Source organism: Serratia sp. CY44782, assembly GCF_052168715.1.
GTDB classification, from domain to species: domain Bacteria; phylum Pseudomonadota; class Gammaproteobacteria; order Enterobacterales; family Enterobacteriaceae; genus Serratia; species Serratia nevei.
In genome coordinates this window covers 324,327-347,970 of the sequence record NZ_JBJNME010000007.1, presented here as the reverse complement: position 1 = coordinate 347,970, position 23,644 = coordinate 324,327, and the positions used below count along the sequence as shown (strand labels likewise).

Here is a 23,644-nt window from a genome sequence, read left to right as displayed (position 1 = left end):
TGATGCAACATCGCAAGATTACCTTTATCGGCGCCGGCAACATGGCGCGTGCAATCATCGCCGGCCTGGTGGCGGGCGGCTATCCGGCCAAATCCATCAGCGTCTGCGCCCCTTCGGCGAAAAACCGTGACGCGCTGGCGGCGGACTACGGCATCATCAGCAGCGGCGACAACGCCGCCTGCGCGCGCGAGGCCGACGTAGTCGTACTGGCGGTCAAGCCGCAGCTGATGGCCGACGTTTGCCAACCGCTGCGCGAACAGGTCGATTTCAGCGGCAAACTGGTGCTGTCGATCGCCGCCGGTATTCAGGTCAGCCGCTTCTATCAGCTGCTCGGCGACAAGCTGAACATCGTGCGCATCATGCCCAACACCCCGTCGCTGGTCGGCAAGGGCATGAGCGGATTGTACGCACCGGAGCAGGTCAGCCGGCAGGATCGCGACTACACCGGCGATTTAATGACGTCGGTCGGTAAAGTTTGCTGGGTCGATGACGAAAATGGCATCAACGGCGTGATCGCCGCTGCGGGCAGCGCCCCGGCCTATTTCTTCCTGTTTATGGAGGCGATGCAGAAAGAGGCCGAACGCATGGGCTTCGACAGCCAGACCGCGCGCGATCTGGTGCAACAGGCCGCTTCCGGCGCCGCCGCGCTGGTTGAAGCCAACCCGGATACGCCGCTGGGCACGCTGCGCGAGCAGGTGACCTCCAAAGGCGGCACCACCGCCGAAGCGCTGCGGGTGTTCAACGAACGCCAACTGCCGGAAACCGTGGCGCAAGCGATGCAGGCCGCCGTTTCCCGTGCGCAAGAGATGGAAAAATTATTTTAAATAACCACGAGTTAAGGAGAAGGACCACTTCATGCTAACGCTGACTTTCCTGGTCAAGACCGTTATTGATCTGTACGTGATGGTGCTGTTGCTGCGCATTTGGATGCAATGGACGCGCACCGATTTTTACAACCCGTTCTCGCAGTTTGTGGTGAAGATCACCCAGCCGATCGTCAGCCCACTGCGCCGCATCATCCCGTCGCTGGGGCCTATCGACAGCGCTTCGCTGCTGCTGGCGTTCCTGCTGATGACCATCAAGTACCCGCTGCTGCTGCTGATCCAGGGCGGCGCGATGTCGCTCAGCCCCTATAACCTGCTGTTCGGCCTGATCTCGCTGGTGAAGTCTGCCGGCTACCTGATCTTCTGGGTGATGATCATTCGCGCGCTGATGAGCTGGATCAGTCAGGGCCGCAGCCCGATCGACTACGTGATGTACCAGCTGACCGAACCCTTGATGGCGCCGATCCGTCGCATCATCCCGGCGATGGGCGGCATCGACTTTTCCGCCATGGTGGTGATCCTGATCCTCTATCTGATCAACTACCTGGGCATGGATCTGTTCGGCGAGATCTGGTTCCTGCTGTGAGTGCAGTCACTCCGGTGCTGGACGGGCTGGCGATCAGGCTATATATTCAGCCGAAAGCCAGCCGCGACCAAATTATCGGCTTGCATGGCGACGAACTGAAAGTCGCCATCACCGCCCCGCCAGTCGACGGCCAAGCCAACGCCCATTTGATCAAGTTTATCGCCAAGCAGTTCAAAGTGGCGAAAAGCAGCGTCACCATCGAGAAAGGCGAACTGGGGCGGCATAAACAGTTACGCATCGTGAATCCGCAACAGATCCCCGCCGTGGTCGCGGCGCTCATCGAATAATTTTCAAGGTAGTCATTATGCAAAAAGTCGTTCTTGCCACCGGTAATCCGGGCAAAGTACGCGAACTCGCCGACCTGTTGGCCGATTTCGGCCTGGACGTGGTCGCGCAAACCGATCTGGGCGTGGAATCCGCCGAAGAAACTGGCCTGACGTTTATTGAGAACGCCATTCTGAAAGCGCGCCATGCGGCGCAGGTCACCGGCCTGCCGGCGATCGCCGACGACTCCGGCCTGGCGGTAGACGCGCTGGGCGGCGCGCCGGGCATCTACTCCGCACGCTATGCCGGTGAAGACGCCGACGATCGGCAGAACCTCGATAAGCTGCTGGCGGCGCTGAAAGGCGTAGCGCCGGGCCGGCGCGGCGCGCAATTCCACTGCGTGCTGGTCTATCTGCGCCATGCGGAAGATCCGACGCCGCTGGTGTTCCACGGCAGCTGGGCCGGTGAGATCACCGAGCAGGCCGCCGGCGAAGGCGGCTTCGGTTACGATCCTGTCTTCTACGTGCCGGAGCTGGGCCGCACCGCCGCCGAGCTGAGCCGCGACGAGAAGCGGGCGATTTCGCACCGCGGCAAGGCGCTGAAGCTGATGTTGGAAGCCATGCGCAATGCTTAAGCTGCCCCCGCTGAGTCTCTACATCCACATCCCGTGGTGCGTGCAGAAATGCCCGTACTGCGACTTCAACTCCCATGCGTTGAAGGGTGACGTGCCGCATCAGGAGTATGTCGATCATCTGTTGGCGGATCTGGATGCCGACCTGCCGCTGGCCGGCGGCCGGGAGATAAGCACCATCTTCATCGGCGGCGGCACCCCCAGCCTGCTGAGCGCCGAGGCGATGCAAGCCTTGCTGGACGGCGTGCGGGCGCGCATTCGCGTCGCCGACGACGCCGAAATCACCATGGAGGCCAACCCCGGCACCGTGGAGGCCGATCGCTTCAGCGGCTACCAGCGCGCCGGCGTCAACCGTATCTCCATCGGGGTGCAAAGCTTCAGCGCCGAGAAGCTGACCCGCTTAGGGCGCATCCACGGCCCGGAAGAGGCCAAGCGCGCGGCAACGCTGGCGACCGGCCTCGGCCTGCGCAGCTTCAACCTCGATCTGATGCACGGCCTGCCGGATCAGTCGCTGGAAGAGGCGCTGGACGATCTGCGCCAGGCTATCGCCCTCAATCCGCCGCACCTGTCGTGGTATCAGCTGACCATCGAGCCGAACACCCTGTTCAGCTCGCGCCCACCGGTTTTACCGGACGACGACGCGCTGTGGGACATCTTCGAGCGCGGCCACCAGCTGCTGAGCGCCGCCGGCTATCAGCAGTATGAAACTTCGGCCTACGCCAAGCCGGGCTACCAATGCCAGCACAACCTCAACTACTGGCGCTTCGGCGACTATCTGGGGATCGGCTGCGGCGCGCACGGCAAGGTGACCTTCAGCGACGGGCGCATCCTGCGCACCGCCAAGACCAAGCACCCGCGCGGCTTTATGCGCGGCGATTACATGGACAAGCAGCATGAGGTGGCGGCGGCGGATCGGCCGTTCGAGTTCTTCATGAACCGCTTCCGCCTGCTGGAAGCTGCGCCGCGCGCCGACTTCGTCAACTACACCGGGCTGGCGGAAAGCGTCATTCGCCCGCAGCTGGACGAAGCGCTGGCCAAAGGCTATCTGGAAGAAACCGCAGAGCACTGGCAAATCACCGAGAAGGGCAAACTGTTCCTCAACTCGCTGCTGGAACTGTTCCTGGCGGACGACGAGTAAAAAAAAGCGCTGAATAATCAGCGCTTTTTTATTGGTGTTAATCCGGGTAAAACGTCTGAGACAAAATCTGCTGAGTTTCCCAGATGCCGTTTTCCGGATATACATCCAGCCCAGTTTCGGCCGTAGCGAGCGCAACGGCCTTCGACCAGACGACATCCAGCCAATCAGCATCGCTCAGTTTACCTTTTAGGCTGGGCGACTCTTTCAAGCTGTAAAGCACCTCTTTGCGCTGCGCTTTAATCGTTCTCTCCCAGTTGGTTCCGCGCCTGGCCGGCTGATATTTCCATTTAAGCAAATGTGCAATCAGCACCGTCATCCGGCTAGCAAGTTCCCTTTGCTCGCTCTTCCCCACGTCCTCAATCTCCTCGGCGATCTTTTCAATATCGATCTCAGACAATTTTCCGGAGCGCAAAAGAGCGGCCTGTTCATTTGCCCAGGCAACAACATCGGTTTCGTAACGTGTATGGCTCATAACGTCCTCCGTAAACATCCATAAATCTGTACGTAGTTTGACCAGTCTGTCAGATAAGCCTCAGAAGGTCAAAAAACATACTACCGAGAGGGTTCTTGAATCATTTCAACGCCTTCAGCAGATCCTTGCGCTGGGTTTCCAGTGCGGTGACGCGGTTGCAAACGTCGTGACCGAAGTTCTGGAAGTCCTGCTCCTGGTTGTTCCACTCGTTCTGGATCGCCTTCTGCAAGCCGCCCAGGTTGCCCATGATCGCCTGCAGCGGGTTGCCGCCGCTGTTGGCGGCCTGTTTGACGCCCATCTCGTTCAGGCTGTCCTGCAGCACGCCGCCCATGCTCTGCTGCACGATGTTGCGGCCATCCTGTTCCACCTGGTCAATCGCCTTGTGGTGGAAGGTCAGGCCGTCGCTGCGGTGCTCGATGATGCGGTTCATCTGCTGTTTCAGCTGGCCGTTGAGGGTGGTCAGCCGGTTGCGCACGTTGCTGTTGCTGCCCAGCTCTTTGACGATCACCTTATCCAGCGCCGAGCGTGCTTTCTCCAGGTGTTTCTGCGCGCCGTCGTCGATCCACGGCAGCTGCTTGCGCAGCGCGCTCTGGTAACTGAAGGCTTTCTGCCGCTGGCTGTCGCTCAGGCTCAGCGCCTGACCGTTGCGGATCACATCACCATCCGGCGAAATTTGCAGGTCGCCGCTGGCGCCTTTCACCTGCACGCTCTGCGGGCTGATGATCACATCGTCCTGGGGTTTAACGCTGCATTGGTACTCGGCGTGGGCCTGCGCGGCAGTCGCCGCCAGCAGCAGTAAGGCTAACCCGGTTTTCTTCAACATAGCTTCTCCTGACTCCCATCCAGATTGGGATTAAAAAATCGAACGACCGATACGTTGAGACAACAGTTCCAGCGCCGCAGTTCCCGCCAGCGAGTTGCCGGAAGCATCCAGCTCCGGCGACCAGACGACGATCGACAGCTCGCCCGGCACGATGGCCACGATACCGCCGCCCACGCCGGACTTGCCCGGCATCCCCACCCGATAGGCGAATTCGCCGGCGCCGTCGTACATGCCGCTGGTCATCATCAGGGCGTTGATCTGCCGGGCCTGCAGCGGGCTGATCACCGTCTCGCCGTTGAGATCGCGGCCGTGATTGGCCAGATAGACGAAGCTGCGCGCCAGCTCCACGCAGCTCATGCGCAGCGCACAGTAGTGGAAATAGGTTTGCAGCACGGTGATCACATCGTTCTCGAAGTTGCCGAACGACTTCATCAGATAGGCGATGGCCGCATTGCGATCGGAGTGTTCGAACTCGGAGCGCGCCACCCGCAGGTCATAGGCCAGGTCGTCTTCGCCGGCCAGCTGGCGCACCACCTCCAGCATGCGCTGCTTGGGGGCGCTGAGCCGGGTTTGCAGCATGTCGCACACCACCAGCGCGCCGGGGTTGATAAACGGATTGCGCGGTTTGCCCTGCTCCATCTCCAGCTGCAGCAGCGAGTTGAACGGCAGGCCGGAGGGCTCTTTGCCGACGCGCCGCCAGATCTCAGGCTCCTGATAGCGCGTCAGCGCCAGCGTCAGGCTCAGCACTTTGGAGATCGACTGAATGGAGAAGCGCTCCGCGGCGTCGCCGGCCTGGAACAGTTCGCCGTCCACCGTGCAGACGGCGATCGCCAGCCGATCGGCGGGCACTTCCGCCAACGCCGGGATGTAGTCGGCCACTTTCCCCTGGCCAATCAGCGGGCGCACCTGTTGCAGGATCTCCTCCAGCAACGCGTTATCCAATGTTGTTACCACCTCGATCACACTCCGGGCAAAACAAAGGCGCCGTTAAGGCACCTTAGATCAATAAAACGGCGCGGCGCGAAGCCGCGCTCATCGGGCAAGCGCGATCAATCCCACCAGATATCGAACAGATCGCTGACCTTAACGTCGGTCAGTTTGCGCGCTTCCAGCCAGTTTTTCACCAGCTCGCGCTGCTCGTCGGTGCAGTGGCCGATCTTCTGCAGGCAGATCAGACCTTCCCACTGCAGGTAGCCGCTGCCGTCAAACGCCAGGCCGTTCGGCTCGATCACTTCATCGATGAAGGTATCCAGCGTGCTGTCGATGTCTTCCACCGACGTGCCTTCGGCGAAGCGCCAGGCTACGGAGAAACCCAGCTCCTGAAATTCTTCAATGTGCAACTTTTTACGTAAACGACGACTGCGGTTCTTAGCCATTATTCTTTCCTCTCAAACATCAAGTCCCAAACGCCATGTCCCAGGCGCTGGCCGCGTAATTCAAATTTCGTCAGGGGGCGCGAATCCGGACGCGGCACGTAATCATTATCGCTGGAAAGATTACGGTAGCCTGCGACCCCGTTCATAACCTCTAACATATGTTCCGCATAAGGTTGCCAATCGGTGGCCATGTGGAAGACGCCGCCGGTCTTCAGCTTGCGCAGCACCAGTTCGACAAACGGCGTTTGCACGATGCGGCGCTTGTTGTGGCGCGCCTTGTGCCACGGATCGGGGAAGAACAGCTGCACCATGTCCAGCGAGCCGTCCGGGATCATGTTTTCCAGCACCTCAACCGCGTCGTGGCACATCACGCGCAGGTTGCTCAGCTTCGCCTCGTGGGCGTCGGCCAGGCAGGCGCCCACGCCCGGCGAGTGCACTTCGATCCCTAAAAAGTTCTGCTGCGGGTTGTTGCCCGCCATGGTCACCAGCGAGGCGCCCATGCCAAAACCGATCTCCAGCACCGTCGGCGCGTCGCGGCCGAACAGCGCGTTGAGATCGACAGCGTCAGCCTGATACTCCACGCCCATCACCGGCCAATAGTTCTCCAGCGCGTGCTGCTGGCCTTTGGTCAGCCGCCCCTGGCGGCGGACAAAACTGCGGATACGGCGCATCGCGCGGCCGTTCTCATCAAATTCCGGGGAGATGACGTCATTAATCATAGTGCTTTCTGTCTGTTTGGCTGCCAATTAGGGAAACGCGCATTATGCAAAGATACATTGGTTTAGCAAGTGTTCATCTTCTGTACCCGCCGTGCGGCGTCGGAAAGTTCCGGTTTACAGCACCATGACTCTATGCTGCAATCTCGCTTCATTTTCTGCCGGATAACGACGCTGCTCATGATGCAAGCACAACAATTCGCACAGGTGGTGCTTGACTGGTATCAGCGCTACGGTCGCAAGACCCTGCCGTGGCAGCTGGAAAAAACCGCCTATCAAGTATGGCTCTCCGAGGTGATGTTGCAACAGACCCAGGTTGCCACCGTCATTCCTTATTTTCAGCGCTTTATGGCCCGTTTTCCCAACGTGCGCGCGCTGGCGGAAGCCCCGCTCGACGAAGTGTTGCATCTGTGGACCGGCCTCGGCTATTACGCCCGCGCCCGCAACCTGCACAAGGCGGCGCAGACCATTGTCGCACAGCACGGCGGCGAGTTCCCGACAACCTTCGCAGAAATCGCCGATTTACCGGGCGTCGGCCGCTCTACCGCCGGCGCGGTGCTGTCGTTGGCGCTGGGCCAACACTATCCGATCCTCGACGGCAACGTGAAGCGCGTGCTGGCCCGCTGCTACGCGGTGGAGGGCTGGCCGGGCAAGAAAGAAGTCGAAAACCGGCTGTGGAAAATCAGCGAAGAGGTTACCCCGGCGCAGGGCGTCGGCCAGTTCAACCAGGCAATGATGGATCTGGGCGCCATGGTCTGCACCCGCTCCAAGCCCAAGTGCGAACTCTGCCCGCTCAACGTCGGCTGCCTGTCTTACGCCAACCACAGCTGGGCCAACTACCCCGGCAAGAAACCCAAGCAGACCCTGCCGGAAAAAACCTCCTACTTCTTATTGCTGCAGCACGGCGACCGGGTGTGGCTGGAGCAGCGCCCGGCGGTGGGCCTGTGGGGTGGCCTGTTCTGCTTCCCGCAGTTCAGCGCGCGCGTGGATTTGGAACTCTGGCTGCAGCAGCGCGGTCTGAAAGGCAAGCGCCTGGAGCAGCTGACCGCGTTTCGCCACACGTTCAGCCATTTCCACCTCGATATCGTGCCGATGTGGCTGTCGCTCGACGCGGCAGGCAGCGGCATGGATGAGGGCGCGGGTCTCTGGTATAACTTAGCGCAGCCGCCGTCGGTCGGGCTGGCAGCGCCGGTGGATCGCCTGTTGCAACAGCTGGCGAAGCAGCCCCCGATCCAACAAAACTTATATGGCGATAGCGCCATCGATGAGGAATTAGCATGAGCCGCACCATTTTTTGTACTTTCCTGCAGCGTGACGCCGAAGGCCAGGACTTCCAACTTTATCCCGGCGACGTCGGCAAGCGCATCTACAACGAGATCTCCAAGGAAGCCTGGGGCGAGTGGATGAAGAAGCAGACCATGCTGATCAACGAGAAGAAGCTGAACATGATGAACGTGGATGACCGCAAGCTGCTGGAAGAGGAAATGATCAAGTTCCTGTTCGAAGGGCACGACGTGCACATCGAAGGCTATACGCCACCGAGCGAATAACGCTGTTCGGGCCAGGCGCTGGCCCGCTTCAATCCTCTTATACTTCTTCCAAACGGCTTTAAGATGAAGAAAATTTTAGCTTTGCTCGTAATAGCGCCTTTGCTGATCTCCTGTTCCGGCAAAAAAAGTGAAGAAATCAACGAAGCCTGGATTAAAGATACCAACGGCTTCGACATTCTGATGGGCCAATTCGCCCACAATATCGAGAACATCTGGGGTCTGAACGAAGTTCTGATCGCCGGGCCGAAAGACTACGTCAAATATACCGACCAATACCAAACCCGCAGCCATATCAACTTCGACACCGGCGCCATTACCATCGAGACCATCGCCACCACCGATCCGGCCGCGCACCTGCGCCAGGCGATCATCAGCACGCTGCTGATGGGTGACGATCCGGGGTCCATCGATCTCTATTCCGACGCCAACGATATCCAGATCAGCAAAGAGCCGTTCCTGTACGGCCAGGTGCTGGATAACAAGGGCGCGCCGATCCGCTGGGAATGGCGCGCGGCGCACTTCGCCGATTACCTGCTGCAGACCAAGCTGCAAAAGCGTACCTCCGGCCTGCACGTGATCTACTCGGTCACCATCCAGCTGGTGCCGAACCACCTGGACAAACGTGCGCACAAATACCTGCCGATGGTGCGCAAGGCGTCGGAAAAATACGGCGTGGACGAGTCGCTGATCCTGGCTATCATGCAGACCGAATCGAGCTTCAACCCGTATGCGGTGAGCGGTTCGGACGCGCTGGGCCTGATGCAGGTGGTGCAGCATACTGCCGGTAAGGATGTGTTCCAGATGCGCGGCAAATGGGGCACTCCGAGCCGCAGCTACCTGTTCGATCCGGAGAACAACATCGACACCGGCACCGCCTATCTGGCGATCCTGCAGAACAACTACCTGGGCGGCATTCAGAACCCGACCTCGCGCCGCTATGCGGTGATCACCGCCTACAACGGCGGTGCGGGCAGCGTGCTGCGGGTGTTCTCCAGCGACAGAACGCGCGCGGTGGGCATCATCAACGGCATGCAGCCGGGCGACGTGTACCAGACGCTGACCACCAAGCACCCGGCCGCCGAGTCGCGCCGCTATCTGGTGAAAGTGAATACCGCGCAGAAGAGCTACCGCAGAAAGTAACGCATTCCGCGTGGATAAATGAGAAGGGCCGGTGCGAACCGGCCCTTTTTCTATGGCTTGATCATATAGCCGAAGATGCGCTTCCAGCCGTGATCTTTTTTCTCGATGTAGACCCCCTGCAGCTCCGGCGAGAAGCCCGGCAGGCGGTTGATGCCCTCTTCCAGCGCCAGGAAGTAACGCTGCACCGCGCCGCCCCACACTTCACCCGGCACCACACACAGCACGCCCGGCGGGTACGGCAAGGCCCCTTCCGCCGCGATGCGCCCTTCCGCCTGGCCGATGGGCACCAGCTCGACGTTATCGCGGATAAACTCCACGTTGGCGTCCTGCGGGTTCATCACCACCGGCGGGAAATGATCCTGGCGGAACATCTCCTTTTGCAGCTGTTTGACGTCGAAGCTGACGTACAGATCGTGCATCTCCTGGCACAGCCGGCGAATGCTGTAGCCACGGTAGCGCTGCTCGTTCTTGCGGTATACCGTCGGCAGCACCACGCTCAGCGGCGCGTCCTCTGCAACATAGCGCTCGAACTGCGCCAGCATCTCCACCAGGTGCTCCATCTTGGCCGGGTTTTCCGCCGGGGTCAGCAGGAACAGGATCGAGTTGAGATCGCACTTCTCCGGCACGATGCCGTTCTCACGCAGGAAGTTGGCCAGAATGGTGGCCGGCACGCCGAACTCGGTGTATTGGCCGGTCGCGGCGTCGATGCCCGGCGTGGTCAGCAGCAGCTTGCACGGATCCACCAAATACTGATCCTGGGCATAGCCTTCGAAGCCGTGCCACGTTTCCCCCGGCACGAAGGTGAAGAAGCGCGCGTCGTTGGCGATAAGGTCAGTATCGTGATCCTGCCAGTCTTTGCCCGCCACCTGCTGCGGAATAAACGGCTTCAGCTGCGAGCAGCGTTTGAGCAGCTGTTTACGGGTCTCGATGCCCAGTTTGACGCAGTCCATCCACATGCGGCGTCCGGCGGGGCCGGCGTGCATCTTGGCGTTGACGTCCAGCGCGGCGAACAGCGGATAGAACGGGCTGGTCGACGCATGCAGCATGAACGCGTTGTTCAGGTGCTTGTGGTTGCAGTGGCGCTTTTGCCCTTTGATGTGGTCGTCTTTCTTGTGGATCTGCGAGGTCTGCGAGAACCCCGCCTGCTGTTTATGCACCGACTGGGTGACAAAAATGCCCGGATCGTGCTCGTCCAGCTCCAGCAGCAGCGGCGAACACTCTTTCAGCATCGGAATAAAGCCTTCGTAGCCCACCCAGGCGGAGTCGAACAGGATGTAGTCGCACAGGTGGCCGATGGTGTCGATCACCTGGCGAGCGTTGTAAATCGTGCCGTCGTAGGTGCCGAGCTGAATAATCGCCAGCCGGAACGGCCGCGCCGCCGCGGCCTTCTCAGGCGCCACTTCGCGGATCTGCTCACGCAGGTAGCGTTCGTCGAAGCAGTGCGCATCGATGCCGCCGATAAAGCCGAACGGGTTACGGGCGGTTTCCAGATAGACCGGCGTAGCCCCGGCCTGGATCAGCGCCCCGTGGTGGTTGGATTTATGGTTGTTGCGATCGAACAGCACCAGATCGCCACGGGTCAGCAGCGCGTTGGTCACCACCTTGTTGGCCGCCGAGGTGCCGTTGAGCACGAAGTAGGTTTTATCGGCGTTGAACACCCGCGCCGCGTGCTTTTGCGCATCCTTGGCCGACCCTTCGTGGATCAGCAGATCGCCCAGCTTGACGTCGGCGTTGCACATATCGGAACGGAACAGGGTCTCACCGTAGAAATCGAAGAACTGCCGTCCGGCCGGGTGCTTGCGGAAGAACTCGCCGCCCTGATGCCCCGGGCAGGCGAAGGTCGAGTTTTCCATCTCGACGTAGGTCTTCAGCGTTTTGAAGAACGGCGGCAGCAGCGCCTGCTCGTAGGCGTCGGCGGCGGCCTCCAGCTGCGCCATATAGAACGGCTTGCTGGCGCCGGCCAGCAGCGCGAAAACCCCACTGACGAACGGCAGATAGTCCGGCGAGAGATGCTCGTCCCCTTCCACCGCCACGAAGGTTGGAATGTCGAACCCCGTCGCCTGCAAGCACGCCAGAATGCCGGCGTTCACGTCGGCGACCGACACCACTACCGCCGCCACGTCGGTGTAGTCCGTCTGCTCTACGCGCACGATTTGGCGCAGCGTCTCAATGGTGGCGACCAGGCTGGCGCTGGTCGCGATTTTCAATTCTTTCATCATGCTGACTCTCAAACGGTGAAGGATGAGGGTGTGCCACCGGCACGGTAATGAGATAACGCGGTTATCCCGGCAAAAGCGATACCCGGGCACGGCAGCATAAGCGGCGTGCGTGACCGGCTCATGATCGGGGGATCATCAGGCGGCTATCGGGGGAACTGGTCTTGGCAGCGTCCGACAGGCATCAGTAAAATCAGGGCCGTAGCGCTGGCTTTACGCATGCCTAACAGCGAGCATCAGGCGGCCTTACCGCATGGCCGGCAGGCGTATTCGGGCGGATGACGTGCGAAGGAGACAACGGCGGAACGGTGGCGGCGTCAGATGTCTGGTGCGCAGCAGCGCTTGAGCAACAAAACCAGTCATGCCAATAACCCTCTGGCTTATAAGAAGCGGGAACACCGTCAGAGAACGGAGAGTGCTAAAATTTGCGCAATGATTGCATGATTCGTTGCGGGGTTCAAGCAAGAATCGCCTTGGTTGAGCGCGCATTGATTTAAACATAATGCATTGTTATTTAATTAAAAAAACATAAAAACCCATCAAATCAGCTGTATAAATACACGTTTTATATGCATATTTATTGAATGACGATACCCTCCCATTCCCCACTCCGCCGGGTTCGCTGCCTGAAAATAGAGCAACCGATCGGCTTTGTGACAGAAAGCGATTGACGCCACCCGGCCAATACGGTTTAATGCGCCCCGTTGCCCGGATAGCTCAGTCGGTAGAGCAGGGGATTGAAAATCCCCGTGTCCTTGGTTCGATTCCGAGTCCGGGCACCATATTTAGAAGAACCCGCCTATGGCGGGTTTTTCGCTTTCTGGAGTACGGACTCTTCATCGAACTGCGTTCGATTATTCGGCCCGAAGGCCTCACCCTACGGGCCAGCGCTAAAGCGCTGTTCAACGCGGCGCAAGCGCCGGTTGTCCGAGTCCGGTCGCCCTATTTAGAGAACCCAGCCTATGGCTGGGTTTTTGCTTTCTGGGGTACGGACTCTCCATCGAACTGAGTTCGATTATTCGGCCCGAAGGCCTCACCCTGCGGGCCAGCGCTAAAGCGCTGTTCAACGCGGCGCAGGCGCCAGTTGTCCGAGTCCGGTCGCCCTATTTAGAGAACCCAGCCTATAGCTGGTTTTTTGCTTTCAGGATTCACACTACCTGACCGTACAGGTTCTGATTGATAAAACGACGTCTGCATTATTAGAATATTTTTCAGCCGGTAAACAGCGTGCGAAAGTTTAGCTATCTCTGCAAAGCCGCCAGCTAAAAACTGGAATATTCCAGCATTACTTTGGACAATGCATTGCCCTACTCAGGGCAAATTTGTCGGCGTCGGGTACTATATAATGACACGCTTCTGACCAGAAGCGGTTAACGGGGGGGGACGTCAATCAGGGCAATAAAATTAATTATTTGCAGATACGTTTACATGCTAATAATAAAAAAACAAATCCAATTACATTATCGTGTATCTCGTAATAATGAAGGGATTATGGCATTTCCTGGATTGCAGGAAATTTTAGCTCTGGCAGTATAGCACGAGTTTCGGTGTAATTATGCTGCACGAGGTGTTGAATGAGACGCTGATCCTCGCCAGATCCCTGTCACCACCATAAGCATTTCGGCTTTCAAAAAAGCTATCCTATTCATTCCTGTGATTCGGCAACTGTTTCGCCCTGGCTGAAGAGTAAAAATTTTCCAAATTAACTGAGATATTTTTGTTGTCGCGGTCGGTTAACGTGCACCAAAATGATTGCCAGATAGAGGTTGCTCACTTCGCCGTCGTGGCCAGAATCTTTCGCTCCCAGCTCAAAGAATCTTCTTTTCCTGACAAACCTCGTCCCGCGCAAGTTCAACAAACGGTAAACCAGATAGTTAACGCAAACAATTCGCGGGCATCGGTTTATGCCATTGGGGGTAAAATCTCACGGTGATGAACGGTAAAAACAATGGGGAACCGTGCGGTCGTCCCGAAAGACAGGTTTAACCCCTCCAGAAAAACCCAGATAACCAATTGAATAAATTGATGAAAAATAATTTAATCAACCGATTTCATAATTTCACTTCCGATTTCATCTTTGCAAAAAGCGCCCGGCTTTTAATATCACGTTATTTCACCTTCTCAGCGCCTATTTTAGGGTTATTCTAAGCAACGAACACCCGATCCCGGAAATGCAAAACGAACGCAGGCTGGCACATACACCAGAAAATCAGATGAGAACCCATACGATGGGTAGCCGTTTCGGGCGATCGTTTTCATGGCGTCGAGACTCAAGGATATCGGATTTTTACTTAGGAATAATCATTAAAACCACATGCAAGCTTTCATAGGGATTTTCATGGAAAGAAATACGCCCGTAGCCTTTACCTGATGTGCTACCTAATTCTAAACGGGCATTTAAAAACTCGGTATTTCTGGCCCGTACACATTTTAATTAAATTTAATTCGTGAAGCTTACTTATAAGAAAAAGGCAGCCTGGTTGCTATAAGCCACCCTATCTGCAGCCGTATTTCTGGGTATTATTCTCATTATACTGGAGCTTATTAATGAATCAGCGTTTGGATATCATCGGCATTGGCCTTGGCCCGTCGAATCTTAGCCTGGCAGCCTTAGGAAGTGAAATAGAGGGGTTTACGGGGCAATTCCTGGAGCGCAAACCTCATTTCTCCTGGCACCCAGGGATGATCCTGGCGGATTGCAGCATGCAGACCAACTTTTTAAAAGATTTGGTGAGCGCGGTTGCTCCCACCAATCGCTACAGTTTCCTCAACTATCTGGTAAAAAACAGAAAGTTCTATCGTTTTCTGACGACGGAACAGCGCACCGCATCGCGTGAAGAGTTCGCCGATTACCTCACCTGGGCCGCCGGCGGGATGGACTCGTTGGCGTTTAACCAAGACGTTCAGCGGATCGAGTTCGACGATCGGCAGCGCCAGTTCGTGGTGACCACCTCGAATAAGGTCTTCCACGCCAAACACGTCAGCATTGGTATAGGCAAGAAAATAAAGTTGCCGGATTGCGTGACGGCGCAAAGCGATCGCTGTTTCCACGCCAGTGAAATGATGCTGCGCAACCCCGATTTGATCGGCAAACGCGTGGCGATCGTCGGCGGCGGCCAGAGCGGCGCCGATCTGTTCCTGAATATTTTTAAAGGGGAATGGGGGCAGCCGGAACAGCTCGATTGGATATCGCGCCGCAACAATTACAACGCGCTCGATGAAGCGGCCTTTGCCAACGAATACTTCACGCCCGATTACGTCGAGAGCTTTTACTCGCTGGATAGCGCGGCCAAACGGCATATGCTGGCCGAACAGAAGATGACCTCAGACGGCATCACCAGTGAGTCGCTGCTGGCGATTTATCGCGCCATGTATCACCGCTTCGATGTCCTGCGCGAGAAATTATGGGTGCGCCTGCTGCCCAGCCGTTCGCTGACGGCCGTGAAACACACGCTGGATAACGCCTACCAACTCGAAACGCGTCATCATCTCGATCACGGTGAAGAAGCCTTCAAGGCGGACGTGGTGATCTTTGCCACCGGTTATCAGACGGCCACGCCAGAGTTCCTTGAACCTTTGGCCCATCGCCTGCTGACCACTGCAGATGGCGAATACCGCATCGCCCCAGACTTTACCTTTGAGTGGGAAGGCCCCGCGGAGAACTGCTTATTCGCCATGAACGCCAGTATGCACAATCACGGCATCGCCGATCCGCAGTTGAGCCTGATGGCGTGGCGATCGGCCCGGATTCTTAATCGGGCGTTAGACCGCAAGCCATTTGATCTGGGAACCACGCCGACGGCCATTCAATGGCGCAGTGAAAGCGTGCCACACGCGTTTTAAATACAAGAACGTCTTAATCATTGTCACTACGCTTTGATGGAATTACGGATATGAAAAGACAAGTCATTAAATTTATTACGAAGCAGCTGGCCGTATTGGCTCCCGAATTCAAGGCCAGATTGCTCTACAAAAAAGCATTTGGCAAACCGTTAAACTTGCAGGCGCCGTCCACCTGGAATGAAAAGATCAATCACCTGAAGTTGAATGGTTATAGTCACAATGCGTTGGTGAAGCAGTGTGCAGATAAATACGCGGTAAGACAGTACATCAAAGATCAAGGGTGCGAAGAGATCCTTAATGAATTGTACTTTGCCTGTGATTCAGTGAACGATATTCCGTGGGACGCATTACCGGATAAATTTGTGATCAAAGGGAATCACGGTTCCGGGTATAACCTGATTTGCCAGAATAAAAAATTGCTGAATATCAAGAGCGCAAAAAAATTGATCGATGGCTGGATGAAAGATGATTATTGGAAAACCTATGTAGAACTCAACTACAAAGGGATACAAAAAAAGATCATTGGGGAGAAGTACATCGAATCGCCCAATGGTCACGGGCCTGAAGACTATAAAATCTATTGTTTCCGCGGTGTGCCTTACTGCACGTTGCTGTGTGTCGGCAGAGATACCGGGTCGCCGAAGTATTACTTCTTTGACAAAGATTTCAAGTTTCTGTGCTACAGCGATGACTGCCTGGCCTTGAGCCAGGAAGAAATAGACGCCTTCGTGAAGCCAGAGGGATATGATGCGCTGTTTGAGTACGCTTCACGCCTGTCCGCGCCCTTCGAGTTTGTTCGCGTTGACTTCTATATCTCCAAAGGCCAGATCATTTTCGGCGAATTGACCTTTACCCCATCCGCCGGGCTGGATACGGATATCCTGCCGCCAACCGATGTTTTGCTTGGCGAGATGTTGACGTTGCAACCGCACTGATTTTACCGGACGCCACAAGGAAGATTGGGTCGCGCACCTGGAGAAATACCGGCCGGCATTTTTGCAGCCTGCCGGCCGGTATCGCCTTGAAGATTATCGGGCCGATGATCACATCTGCTCATGCCACCGTTACGGCAAAGCCCTCTGTCACCTGCCCTTGGCTACCTGCACCAGACCCAAGGGCAATACCTCAGCCAGGCTGCATAACCATTTGAAAAACAATGGTATTGAGCGATTAATAAGAATCACTTACATATTTATAATAAAATGTTCTATATGTATAGGAAGCTATAATATAAGATACCGGAAAGTTTCCCTGGTGTTGTTGTGTGTCTTTGCCCTATTTTATAGGGCTTTTTTTGCTAAACATCGTTGATAACCGTGTGTTTTCACCCTTCTTCGCCGTTTGCTCACCCACAAAAATCATAATCATTTCTAATTAATTGTAATCCTTCTTATTCCTGACTTATCAATAATAACAAGGGGTTGCTATTAACCCGGCAAAGCAACTGGCGGCCCTCTCTGGGCTGCGGCCGCACTTCGCCGTCGGAATGCCCGCCCTAAAGGTAGGTTTTTGCCGGATGTGAACGGATGCTACTATCGGCCTTTTCCTAGGATGTTGACGCGCATGTTCTTGTCCAACCGGCATTTTATCTCCGCGCTTCTGGCGCTCGCCATCGGCCTTTGGCTGCCGGGCTCCGTGCTGGCCAGGCCCGACCTGGAACGCAAGATCGGCACTACCGTTGCCGATAGCGATTCTGCAGATTACCGTTTCAGCGATCTGCGCTTCACCTCCGCCGACGGCCAACGGCATTACCGCGTTCGCATCGCCCAGCCGCGCCAGGCCCCTGCGCCTGACGGCTATCCAACGGTTTATTTCCTCGACGGCAATGCGGTGCTGATGGGATTGACCCCCGCCTTGCTGGCCAAATTGGCGGCGGCGAAGCGGCCGCCGGTGCTGGTGATGATCGGCTATGACAACGATCTGCGCATCGATGCCGCCGGTCGGGCCTACGACTATACGCTCCCGTTGCCGGCAGGCATGAAGAGACCGCCACGGGCCGGCGGGGGCGCGGATGCGTTCTTACAATTGATTGAAACTCGGATCAAACCGGCAATCGCCGCCAAACTGGCGATCGATCCGCAGCGGCAAACGCTGTGGGGCCACTCCTACGGCGGCCTCTTTGTTCTGCACACATTATTCACTCATCCCGCCGCCTTCCAACGCTACATCGCCGTGGAACCTTCGCTGTGGTGGGGCAACGGCATGATCCTGCAAGAAGCGCAGCAGATGACGGAACGGCACCAGGCGCCGGCGACGAGGCTGCAATTGTGGGTGGGCCTGGCGGATCGCGATCGCGCGGCACCGCCCGGCGTGAAGAGCCCCGCCCTGCCGGCAAACGCCACGCGTTCATTGGCCGAACACCTGGCACAGCTCGACGGTCTCGTCGTCGGTTATCGGGAGTGGCCCACCTTAGGACACGGCGCCATGCTGGGTGCCGCCATCGAGCCGGCGCTGAGCAGTGTGATATCAGAAGACTAAATCAGCGGATCAGAGGGTATCGGCCACATTTTCATCTGCGGCTCATATCTTCTGATGAGAAGAGTGTTTAATATCTGAGACAGTGAGTGGCTGGCTATCGTGGGATGGGCGCGTCAAAAATAAAGTGGCTCCCCGTCGGCAAGTGAGCTTGCTCTATCCGGTGGAGCCATACAGTACTGCAGTTTTCCCGGTGGGGCCCTGGTGAGGCGCAAGTAGGAAAAGATGGTGTAAGCAGGGCATTTCAGCGTTTTAATACCGCCTGTTTCACTATTTTCTTCTCCCTGTGACGCCCACTATAAGCGCCCTCTCACCTGGCGGAAAAGGGTGAAAACCACCCTTGAAATACATTAATAAAAGTGATATTAGAAGCGGTTAGGGCAAAGCGCCTAGTTCAGTTTTGAATAATTAAATCAGGGAATTATATTAAAAATGAATATTAATATCACCGACAAACCCAACCCGCAGGATGAAGAGTTCGTTATCGACAGCCTCTGGGCTCACAACCATAAAACCCAGCCCGTAGACATTCACCCACTGTTTCTGACCGTCACCGACGACAACCAGCAGATCGTCGGCGGCCTGGTCGCACGTACCTGGTGGGGCGGCCTGGAAGTGCAGTATCTGTGGGTCGGCGATCGGTGTCGCAAGAGTGGTTACGGCCGCCAATTGATGCAGCTGGCCGAAGAAGAAGCCCGCAAGCGCGGTTGCCATATGGCCTATGTCGATACCTTCGATTTCCAGGCCAGAGGCTTCTACGAAAAATTGGGCTATCGGGTCTACGGCGAATTGGGCGACTATGCGCATCGCCACACCCGCCATTACCTGGCTAAAAGCCTGTAACGCGGCCTGAGCGGCGCAGAGGTAGGTATGGGTTCATCGCATAAAAATAATGAATCTTATTTTAAGGGCCTCATCACCATGATGGAGCATCTGAGCGAACCCTGGGGCATCAAAGACCAATTGTCCCGCCACCTCTATATGAACCGCGCCGCTTATCTCTATACCAATACGCCGCTGAATTTCGACGTTGCCGGCAAGTATGATCACGAATTTCCCGCCGACTGGGCCGACTCCGCCGCCGATTTTATCGAGCATGACAAAATGACCGAAGCGGCGCGCGATCGGGTCACGGTCATAGAAACGCACTACTGGTACGGCAAAGACAGCCTGACGCCGTTTATCAGCGAAAAGCTGCCGGTGTACAACGATGACAAACAGGTGATTGGCGTGATCTGGAACGCCAAGCCGATGAACAGCCTGTCGCCGCTGAAATACATCAATCAGCAAAAGCCCAGCGTGTTGACCACCGAAGTCAATAACGAGCTGTTCACCCGTGCCGAACTCGATGTTATTTTTCTTATGCTTCAGAGATTTACGGTGAAAGAGATCGCCAAAATCTATAACGTCAGCAATAAGACCATCGAAAACCGCATTTATAACATTTACCAGAAAGCCAACGTGCATACTCAGCAGCAATTTGAGGAGTACTGCAAATACGCCAACCTGGATAACTACATTCCCGATCGCCTGATAACCAAAGGCATTCAGTTTATTTGAACCGCAAGGAAGATCTCACCGTGATAAAGATCGAAGATTATCCGCTCACCCGGGTGCCGCAGGATAAAAGAGTTTCGTTTTTAAGCGTGGCCATCGTGCATATGGGCATGTTGACCGCGCTGGACCAGTTCATGCTCGGCGCCGTGCTCGGCAACTCCATGACGCTGCTTGACGCCTTCACCGCCATTTTCGTCGGCAGCCTGATCTTCGGCGTGGTGACCTACGGCCTGGGGCTGGCGGGCATGCGCGAAGGGATTTCCGGCAGCCTGCTGGCGCGCTGGTGCGGCTTCGGCCGTCTGGGGTCGGTGCTGATCGGCGTGGTAGTGGCCGTCAGCCTGCTGGGTTGGTTCGGCATTCAAAACGCCATTTTCGCCAAGTCGCTCGACTTCGCGCTCGGCAATAAGCTGGGCTTCGGCCTGGCCGCCGGGCTCTCGGGCACGCTGCTGACCATCCTGGTGGCATTCGGCTTCAAAGCGCTGCGCATCGCCGCCCGTATCGCGGTGCCGATGTTCATCATGCTGGTGGCCTATATATCGGTGACCGCACTGACCGGCCATAACCTGCAGGAGATCATCCAGCTGGCGCCACCGGGTGAACCGCTGACCATCAGCGCCGGCATCACCATCGTCGTCGGCGGCGCCATCGTGGCCAGCCTGATGACGCCCGACCTGACCCGCTACTCCAAAAACGGCAAGCACGTGTTCGGCGTCACGATCTTCACCATCATCGCCGGCGAGTTCGTGGTGAACGGCCTGGCGATCCTGATCGCCAAAACCCTGGGCACCGCCGATGTGGTCACCATCATGTCGCAAGCGGCCGGCGGCGCCGGTTTGCTGGTGGTGGTGTTCTCCACGCTGCGCGTCAACGATCTCAACCTGTATTCCTCTTCACTGGGCATCGTCAACGCGGTGGAAGGCATCACCGGCAAAAAGCTGAAGTACACCTACACCACATTAGTGATCGGCATTCTGGGTACCACGCTGTCGGTGCTGGGCATTCTTGACCGCTTTGTCGACTTCCTGACGGTGCTTGGCGTGGTCTTCCCGCCGATTATCGGCATCATGCTGGTGGACTATTATCTGCTGCGCAGCCATCGCAAAATCCTGGACGAAAGCCGCCGTACAGGCCAGCTGCCGAACGAAACGCCAACCATCGGTTGGGCGGCGATCGTCGCCAGCATCGCCGGCGGCGCCGTTGGCCTGGCGACCGAATGGGGCGTACCGACCATCAACTCCCTGGTGGCCGCCAGCCTGCTGTATTGGGTGCTCAAACTGGCCTTCAGTCGGGCGCAAAAACCGCTGGCTTCGCAGAAGTCGCTCTGATTTTCGCGCATGAAACAACGCACTCCTCCGGTGGCGGGGGAGTGTTTTATCTTCAGGAAAGGTGGGTATAACCTAAAAGAATGGGCCGATCGCGCAAACAAACGATCACGGTAGTTAGGGTTCCTGGTGTCGGTAGCAAGTTATCCATTACGCTCAAAGTGCGGCAACGCCCCCTCTGAGTTTTTATTATAAAAATCGTTGGCCTCAGTGTTTTGATCATAAAGAAAAACTTCAGCTTGCATGAACAGTAGCTCATGAAATAAGCTTTGGTCAACATAAAAGCACACATAAAACCGACTTTTGCGTTCACTTTTCCATAAGAAAAAGCTAATCAATTGATTTGCACAACTTTACCATCCTCACAGATAAGCCAGGTTATCCTCGTCAATATCACCGCGTTAAACGACTGACAAAAAACAATAATTAACACCAATAATCAGCCTATTACCTACCCGCTAACGCCCTTTTATCTGGACAACGCCAACCCGTAAGATATAGTGAAGCCTGCGTAATGTTTGTAAGGACAGCCAATGAAAACCACCAACGCACAGCGCAAAATCAACATCATTAAAAATATTGAATATCTGATGCGTACCCGCGGTGAAACAAAGGCTTCCTTTTCTAACCGCAGCGGCCTGACGCGCACCACCCTCTACAAAATTCTTGACGGAAGAGTGAACAACGTTCAGCAATCCACCGTTAATCGGATTTCCGATTTCTTCGGCGTCTCCTGCGAGGAGATCGAAGACTACGATCTGGAAAAACTGGAGTTGCTCAACGAAACGCTGTCCACCGAAGGCAACAAGAACCCTTCCGCCATTCCAGTGATCCCGCAGTCGCGTTATCTGGCCGTCTCGCAGCGCAAGGTCGGGCAACTGGTCACCGAGTTTCCTTTGACTTATTTCTTCGGCGATGAGTCGAACATGTTGGCAATGAAAATAGAGACCGAAATTAAAGGGGCATTTATTCCCGGCGAAGTCATTATCATTAAACGTCCGCCGGTACTGATTTGCGATTCACCTTTGCTGTTTCACTCGGGAAAAAGCGGCTTCTTTGTGGTTGACGACAAAGACAGAGAAAGCATGGACAAACGCCCTCAGGACACCGTGCAATTCCTGGGTTATATCGTTGGAGAAAGGTTATAAATGGAACCGAATCAGAAGTTCAAGCTGTTGGGCTTCACCCGGCATGGCACCATCGCAGCCAATGTCATGGTATTGGCCACCGGCAAAACCATTACCATGGGGCTGAATGAACTGGCCGACAGCGAAATATCAGAAGATCTGAGCCGGCACGAGCTGCAGGCGCTGTACCGCAAGCTCTATGGCGACAACCAACAAAAAACCGCCTACGAGCTCAGCGATCGCCATGAACGTTCCTGGTATGCCTACCTGATTATTACCGTGGCGCTCAGCGTGATTTATATCTTCTCAACGCTGTGCGGCGTCAAACCGATCCAAATCCCGGTGCTGAACCTCATCACGCCGCCGGCGATCTTCATCTACCCACTCACGTTTATTTTGGTAGATATTCTCAACGAATTCTATGGATTACGGCTGGCCAGGCGCACGATCATCATCTCGTTTATCGCCAACCTGACCTTCGTCTTCGGCGTTTGGGTAACGACGCTGGTGCCAAGCATTCCACAATGGGAGTACAGCGAGACCTACAATGGCATCGTACACAGTATCATGGCGGTGCTGGTGGCCTCTTCGGCAGCCTACCTGATCTCCGAGAACGTCAACTCCTACCTGATTTGCAAAATCAAAGAGTTGACCAACTCTCGTTACCTGTTTGTGCGCGTGATCACCAGCACCATAGTGGCTTCGGCCATCGACAGCGTGGTGTTCTGTACGCTGGCTTTCTACAACGTGCTGAGCTGGGACATCATCAAAACCATGATCCTGTCGCAGTTCCTGATCAAGGTGGTTTACGCCCTGTTGGGCGTCGGGCCGATCTACGCCACCCGTAGTCTGTTTAACCGCTATATCAATACCGAACAAGCAAAGGGCAATGAATATGCATATCCAAAAGCAAGATAAGATCACCCATCTTGGCGCGAACTCCGATTATCCGGATCAATATGCTCCCGCATTGCTCGAAGCCTTGCGCGTGCGCGCGTGCGCGATCTGATCGGCGTGGACGAGCGGCAGTTGCCGTGCAGCGGCTTTGATCTGTGGACCGCCTTCGAGCTGTCCTGGCTCAACGCCAAGGGCAAGCCGGTGGTGGGCATCGGCGAATTTACCTTCCCGCATTCCTCGTCGAACCTGATCGAGTCCAAATCGTTCAAGCTGTATCTCAACAGCTTCAACCAAACGCGCTTCGACAGCGTGGAACAGGTGAGCGCCGCCATGCAAAAGGATCTGTCGCGGGCGGCCAACGGCCAGGTCGCCAACCAGCCGGACTGGGACACCGCTATGAAGGCCGCAAAATCGACCGCGAAAGCCTGCTGCGCTACCTGATCTCCTTCCGCCAGCACAACGAATTCCACGAGCAGTGCGTCGAGCGTATTTTCAACGACATCAAGCAGAGCTGCAGTCCGGAAAAACTCAGCGTGTTCGCGCGCTACACCCGCCGCGGCGGCCTGGATATCAACCCCTTCCGCAGCGATTTCGAAACGGCGCCGGCGCTCGGCCGCCTGATCAGACAGTAAGCGTTATCCCCGCAATGCTCCCGCGAGGGAGCATTGTTCCCCCTCGCTTTCATCT

22 protein-coding genes, 1 tRNA gene and 1 pseudogene are annotated in these 23,644 nt (G+C 56.3%); 18 read left to right on the top strand and 6 right to left on the bottom strand.

Annotated elements, in window-relative coordinates; genetic code table 11:
- Positions 1–2: 2 nt before the first annotated feature.
- The 5 genes from proC to hemW are packed head-to-tail and all read left to right on the top strand — an operon-like array spanning position 3 to position 3,443.
- The gene (proC, locus tag ACJ8HT_RS15855; RefSeq protein ID WP_194572795.1) at positions 3–824 is read left to right on the top strand and encodes a pyrroline-5-carboxylate reductase; all 822 of its coding nucleotides are present in this window, start codon (positions 3–5) and stop codon (positions 822–824) included.
- Between the two features lie 31 nt (positions 825–855).
- On the top strand, positions 856–1,410 hold the full coding sequence (locus ACJ8HT_RS15850) for a YggT family protein (RefSeq protein ID WP_197652998.1): 555 nt from the start codon (positions 856–858) through the stop codon (positions 1,408–1,410).
- Positions 1,407–1,697, top strand: a complete 291-nt coding sequence (gene yggU / locus ACJ8HT_RS15845; RefSeq protein WP_033649585.1) for a DUF167 family protein YggU — start codon at positions 1,407–1,409, stop codon at positions 1,695–1,697. Before ACJ8HT_RS15850 ends, yggU begins: the two co-directional genes overlap by 4 nt.
- 17 nt (positions 1,698–1,714) lie before the next feature.
- Positions 1,715–2,308: an XTP/dITP diphosphatase gene (locus ACJ8HT_RS15840; RefSeq protein ID WP_038879287.1), complete on the top strand. Its 594-nt coding sequence runs from the start codon at positions 1,715–1,717 to the stop codon at positions 2,306–2,308.
- Positions 2,301–3,443, top strand: coding sequence for a radical SAM family heme chaperone HemW (gene hemW / locus ACJ8HT_RS15835; protein WP_033635947.1), 1,143 nt, complete (start codon positions 2,301–2,303; stop codon positions 3,441–3,443). Before ACJ8HT_RS15840 ends, hemW begins: the two co-directional genes overlap by 8 nt.
- 37 nt (positions 3,444–3,480) lie before the next feature.
- Here the strand turns inward: hemW and ACJ8HT_RS15830 are convergent, their stop codons facing one another.
- The 5 genes from ACJ8HT_RS15830 to trmB form a co-directional block, all read right to left on the bottom strand.
- Positions 3,481–3,915: a DUF29 domain-containing protein gene (locus ACJ8HT_RS15830; RefSeq protein WP_147881387.1), complete on the bottom strand. Its 435-nt coding sequence runs from the start codon at positions 3,913–3,915 to the stop codon at positions 3,481–3,483.
- A 100-nt stretch (positions 3,916–4,015) separates the two neighbouring features.
- Entirely contained in the window at positions 4,016–4,738 is a 723-nt protein-coding gene (locus ACJ8HT_RS15825) for a DUF2884 domain-containing protein (protein WP_100397086.1), read from the bottom strand.
- Positions 4,739–4,768: 30 nt separating this feature from the next.
- On the bottom strand, positions 4,769–5,692 hold the full coding sequence (gene glsB / locus ACJ8HT_RS15820; protein WP_033649631.1) for a glutaminase B: 924 nt from the start codon (positions 5,690–5,692) through the stop codon (positions 4,769–4,771).
- A 95-nt stretch (positions 5,693–5,787) separates the two neighbouring features.
- The gene (locus tag ACJ8HT_RS15815) at positions 5,788–6,114 is read right to left on the bottom strand and encodes a YggL family protein (RefSeq protein WP_019456098.1); all 327 of its coding nucleotides are present in this window, start codon (positions 6,112–6,114) and stop codon (positions 5,788–5,790) included.
- Positions 6,114–6,833: a tRNA (guanosine(46)-N7)-methyltransferase TrmB gene (gene trmB, locus ACJ8HT_RS15810; protein ID WP_194572793.1), complete on the bottom strand. Its 720-nt coding sequence runs from the start codon at positions 6,831–6,833 to the stop codon at positions 6,114–6,116. The genes ACJ8HT_RS15815 and trmB overlap by 1 nt, the downstream gene beginning before the upstream one ends.
- A 177-nt stretch (positions 6,834–7,010) precedes the next feature.
- Here trmB and mutY point away from each other — a divergent pair, with 177 nt between their 5' ends.
- The 3 genes from mutY (at position 7,011) to mltC (ending at position 9,520) form a co-directional block, all read left to right on the top strand.
- The gene (gene mutY, locus ACJ8HT_RS15805) at positions 7,011–8,111 is read left to right on the top strand and encodes an A/G-specific adenine glycosylase (RefSeq protein WP_244664478.1); all 1,101 of its coding nucleotides are present in this window, start codon (positions 7,011–7,013) and stop codon (positions 8,109–8,111) included.
- Positions 8,108–8,380: an oxidative damage protection protein gene (locus ACJ8HT_RS15800; RefSeq protein WP_004937404.1), complete on the top strand. Its 273-nt coding sequence runs from the start codon at positions 8,108–8,110 to the stop codon at positions 8,378–8,380. Before mutY ends, ACJ8HT_RS15800 begins: the two co-directional genes overlap by 4 nt.
- 63 nt (positions 8,381–8,443) lie before the next feature.
- Entirely contained in the window at positions 8,444–9,520 is a 1,077-nt protein-coding gene (gene mltC / locus ACJ8HT_RS15795; protein WP_004937402.1) for a membrane-bound lytic murein transglycosylase MltC, read from the top strand.
- A gap of 50 nt (positions 9,521–9,570) precedes the next feature.
- On the opposite strand, the gene speF is transcribed toward mltC, so the two are convergent.
- Positions 9,571–11,736 (bottom strand): ornithine decarboxylase SpeF, encoded by a 2,166-nt coding sequence (gene speF, locus ACJ8HT_RS15790; RefSeq protein WP_197653092.1) that lies wholly within the window; start codon positions 11,734–11,736, stop codon positions 9,571–9,573.
- Between the two features lie 706 nt (positions 11,737–12,442).
- On the opposite strand from speF, the gene ACJ8HT_RS15785 reads away from it, so the two are divergent.
- From ACJ8HT_RS15785 to queF, 10 genes and pseudogenes are all read left to right on the top strand, one after another.
- Positions 12,443–12,518 (top strand) — tRNA-Phe (locus tag ACJ8HT_RS15785).
- Between the two features lie 1,765 nt (positions 12,519–14,283).
- Positions 14,284–15,579, top strand: a complete 1,296-nt coding sequence (locus ACJ8HT_RS15780; RefSeq protein ID WP_197653000.1) for a lysine N(6)-hydroxylase/L-ornithine N(5)-oxygenase family protein — start codon at positions 14,284–14,286, stop codon at positions 15,577–15,579.
- 50 nt (positions 15,580–15,629) lie between these two features.
- Positions 15,630–16,514 carry an ATP-grasp fold amidoligase family protein gene (locus ACJ8HT_RS15775; protein ID WP_197653001.1) on the top strand — a complete coding sequence of 295 codons (885 nt, stop codon included), beginning with the start codon at positions 15,630–15,632 and terminating at the stop codon, positions 16,512–16,514.
- A gap of 628 nt (positions 16,515–17,142) precedes the next feature.
- Positions 17,143–18,057 carry an alpha/beta hydrolase gene (locus tag ACJ8HT_RS15770; protein ID WP_194571738.1) on the top strand — a complete coding sequence of 305 codons (915 nt, stop codon included), beginning with the start codon at positions 17,143–17,145 and terminating at the stop codon, positions 18,055–18,057.
- Between the two features lie 429 nt (positions 18,058–18,486).
- A complete protein-coding gene (locus ACJ8HT_RS15765; protein ID WP_060422598.1) occupies positions 18,487–18,897 on the top strand; it encodes a GNAT family N-acetyltransferase in 411 nt (136 codons plus the stop codon).
- 27 nt (positions 18,898–18,924) lie between these two features.
- A complete protein-coding gene (locus ACJ8HT_RS15760) occupies positions 18,925–19,614 on the top strand; it encodes a helix-turn-helix transcriptional regulator (RefSeq protein ID WP_033636032.1) in 690 nt (229 codons plus the stop codon).
- A gap of 20 nt (positions 19,615–19,634) precedes the next feature.
- Positions 19,635–20,936 carry a cytosine permease gene (locus ACJ8HT_RS15755; protein WP_197653002.1) on the top strand — a complete coding sequence of 434 codons (1,302 nt, stop codon included), beginning with the start codon at positions 19,635–19,637 and terminating at the stop codon, positions 20,934–20,936.
- A 530-nt stretch (positions 20,937–21,466) separates the two neighbouring features.
- Complete coding sequence (locus ACJ8HT_RS15750) at positions 21,467–22,081, top strand: helix-turn-helix domain-containing protein (protein WP_194571737.1); 615 nt, start codon at positions 21,467–21,469, stop codon at positions 22,079–22,081.
- Complete coding sequence (locus ACJ8HT_RS15745; RefSeq protein WP_194571736.1) at positions 22,082–22,978, top strand: queuosine precursor transporter; 897 nt, start codon at positions 22,082–22,084, stop codon at positions 22,976–22,978.
- Positions 22,956–23,589: pseudogene (gene queF / locus ACJ8HT_RS15740) on the top strand (NADPH-dependent 7-cyano-7-deazaguanine reductase QueF). The gene ACJ8HT_RS15745 and the pseudogene queF overlap by 23 nt, the downstream one beginning before the upstream one ends.
- The last annotated feature ends 55 nt before the right edge of the window (positions 23,590–23,644 follow it).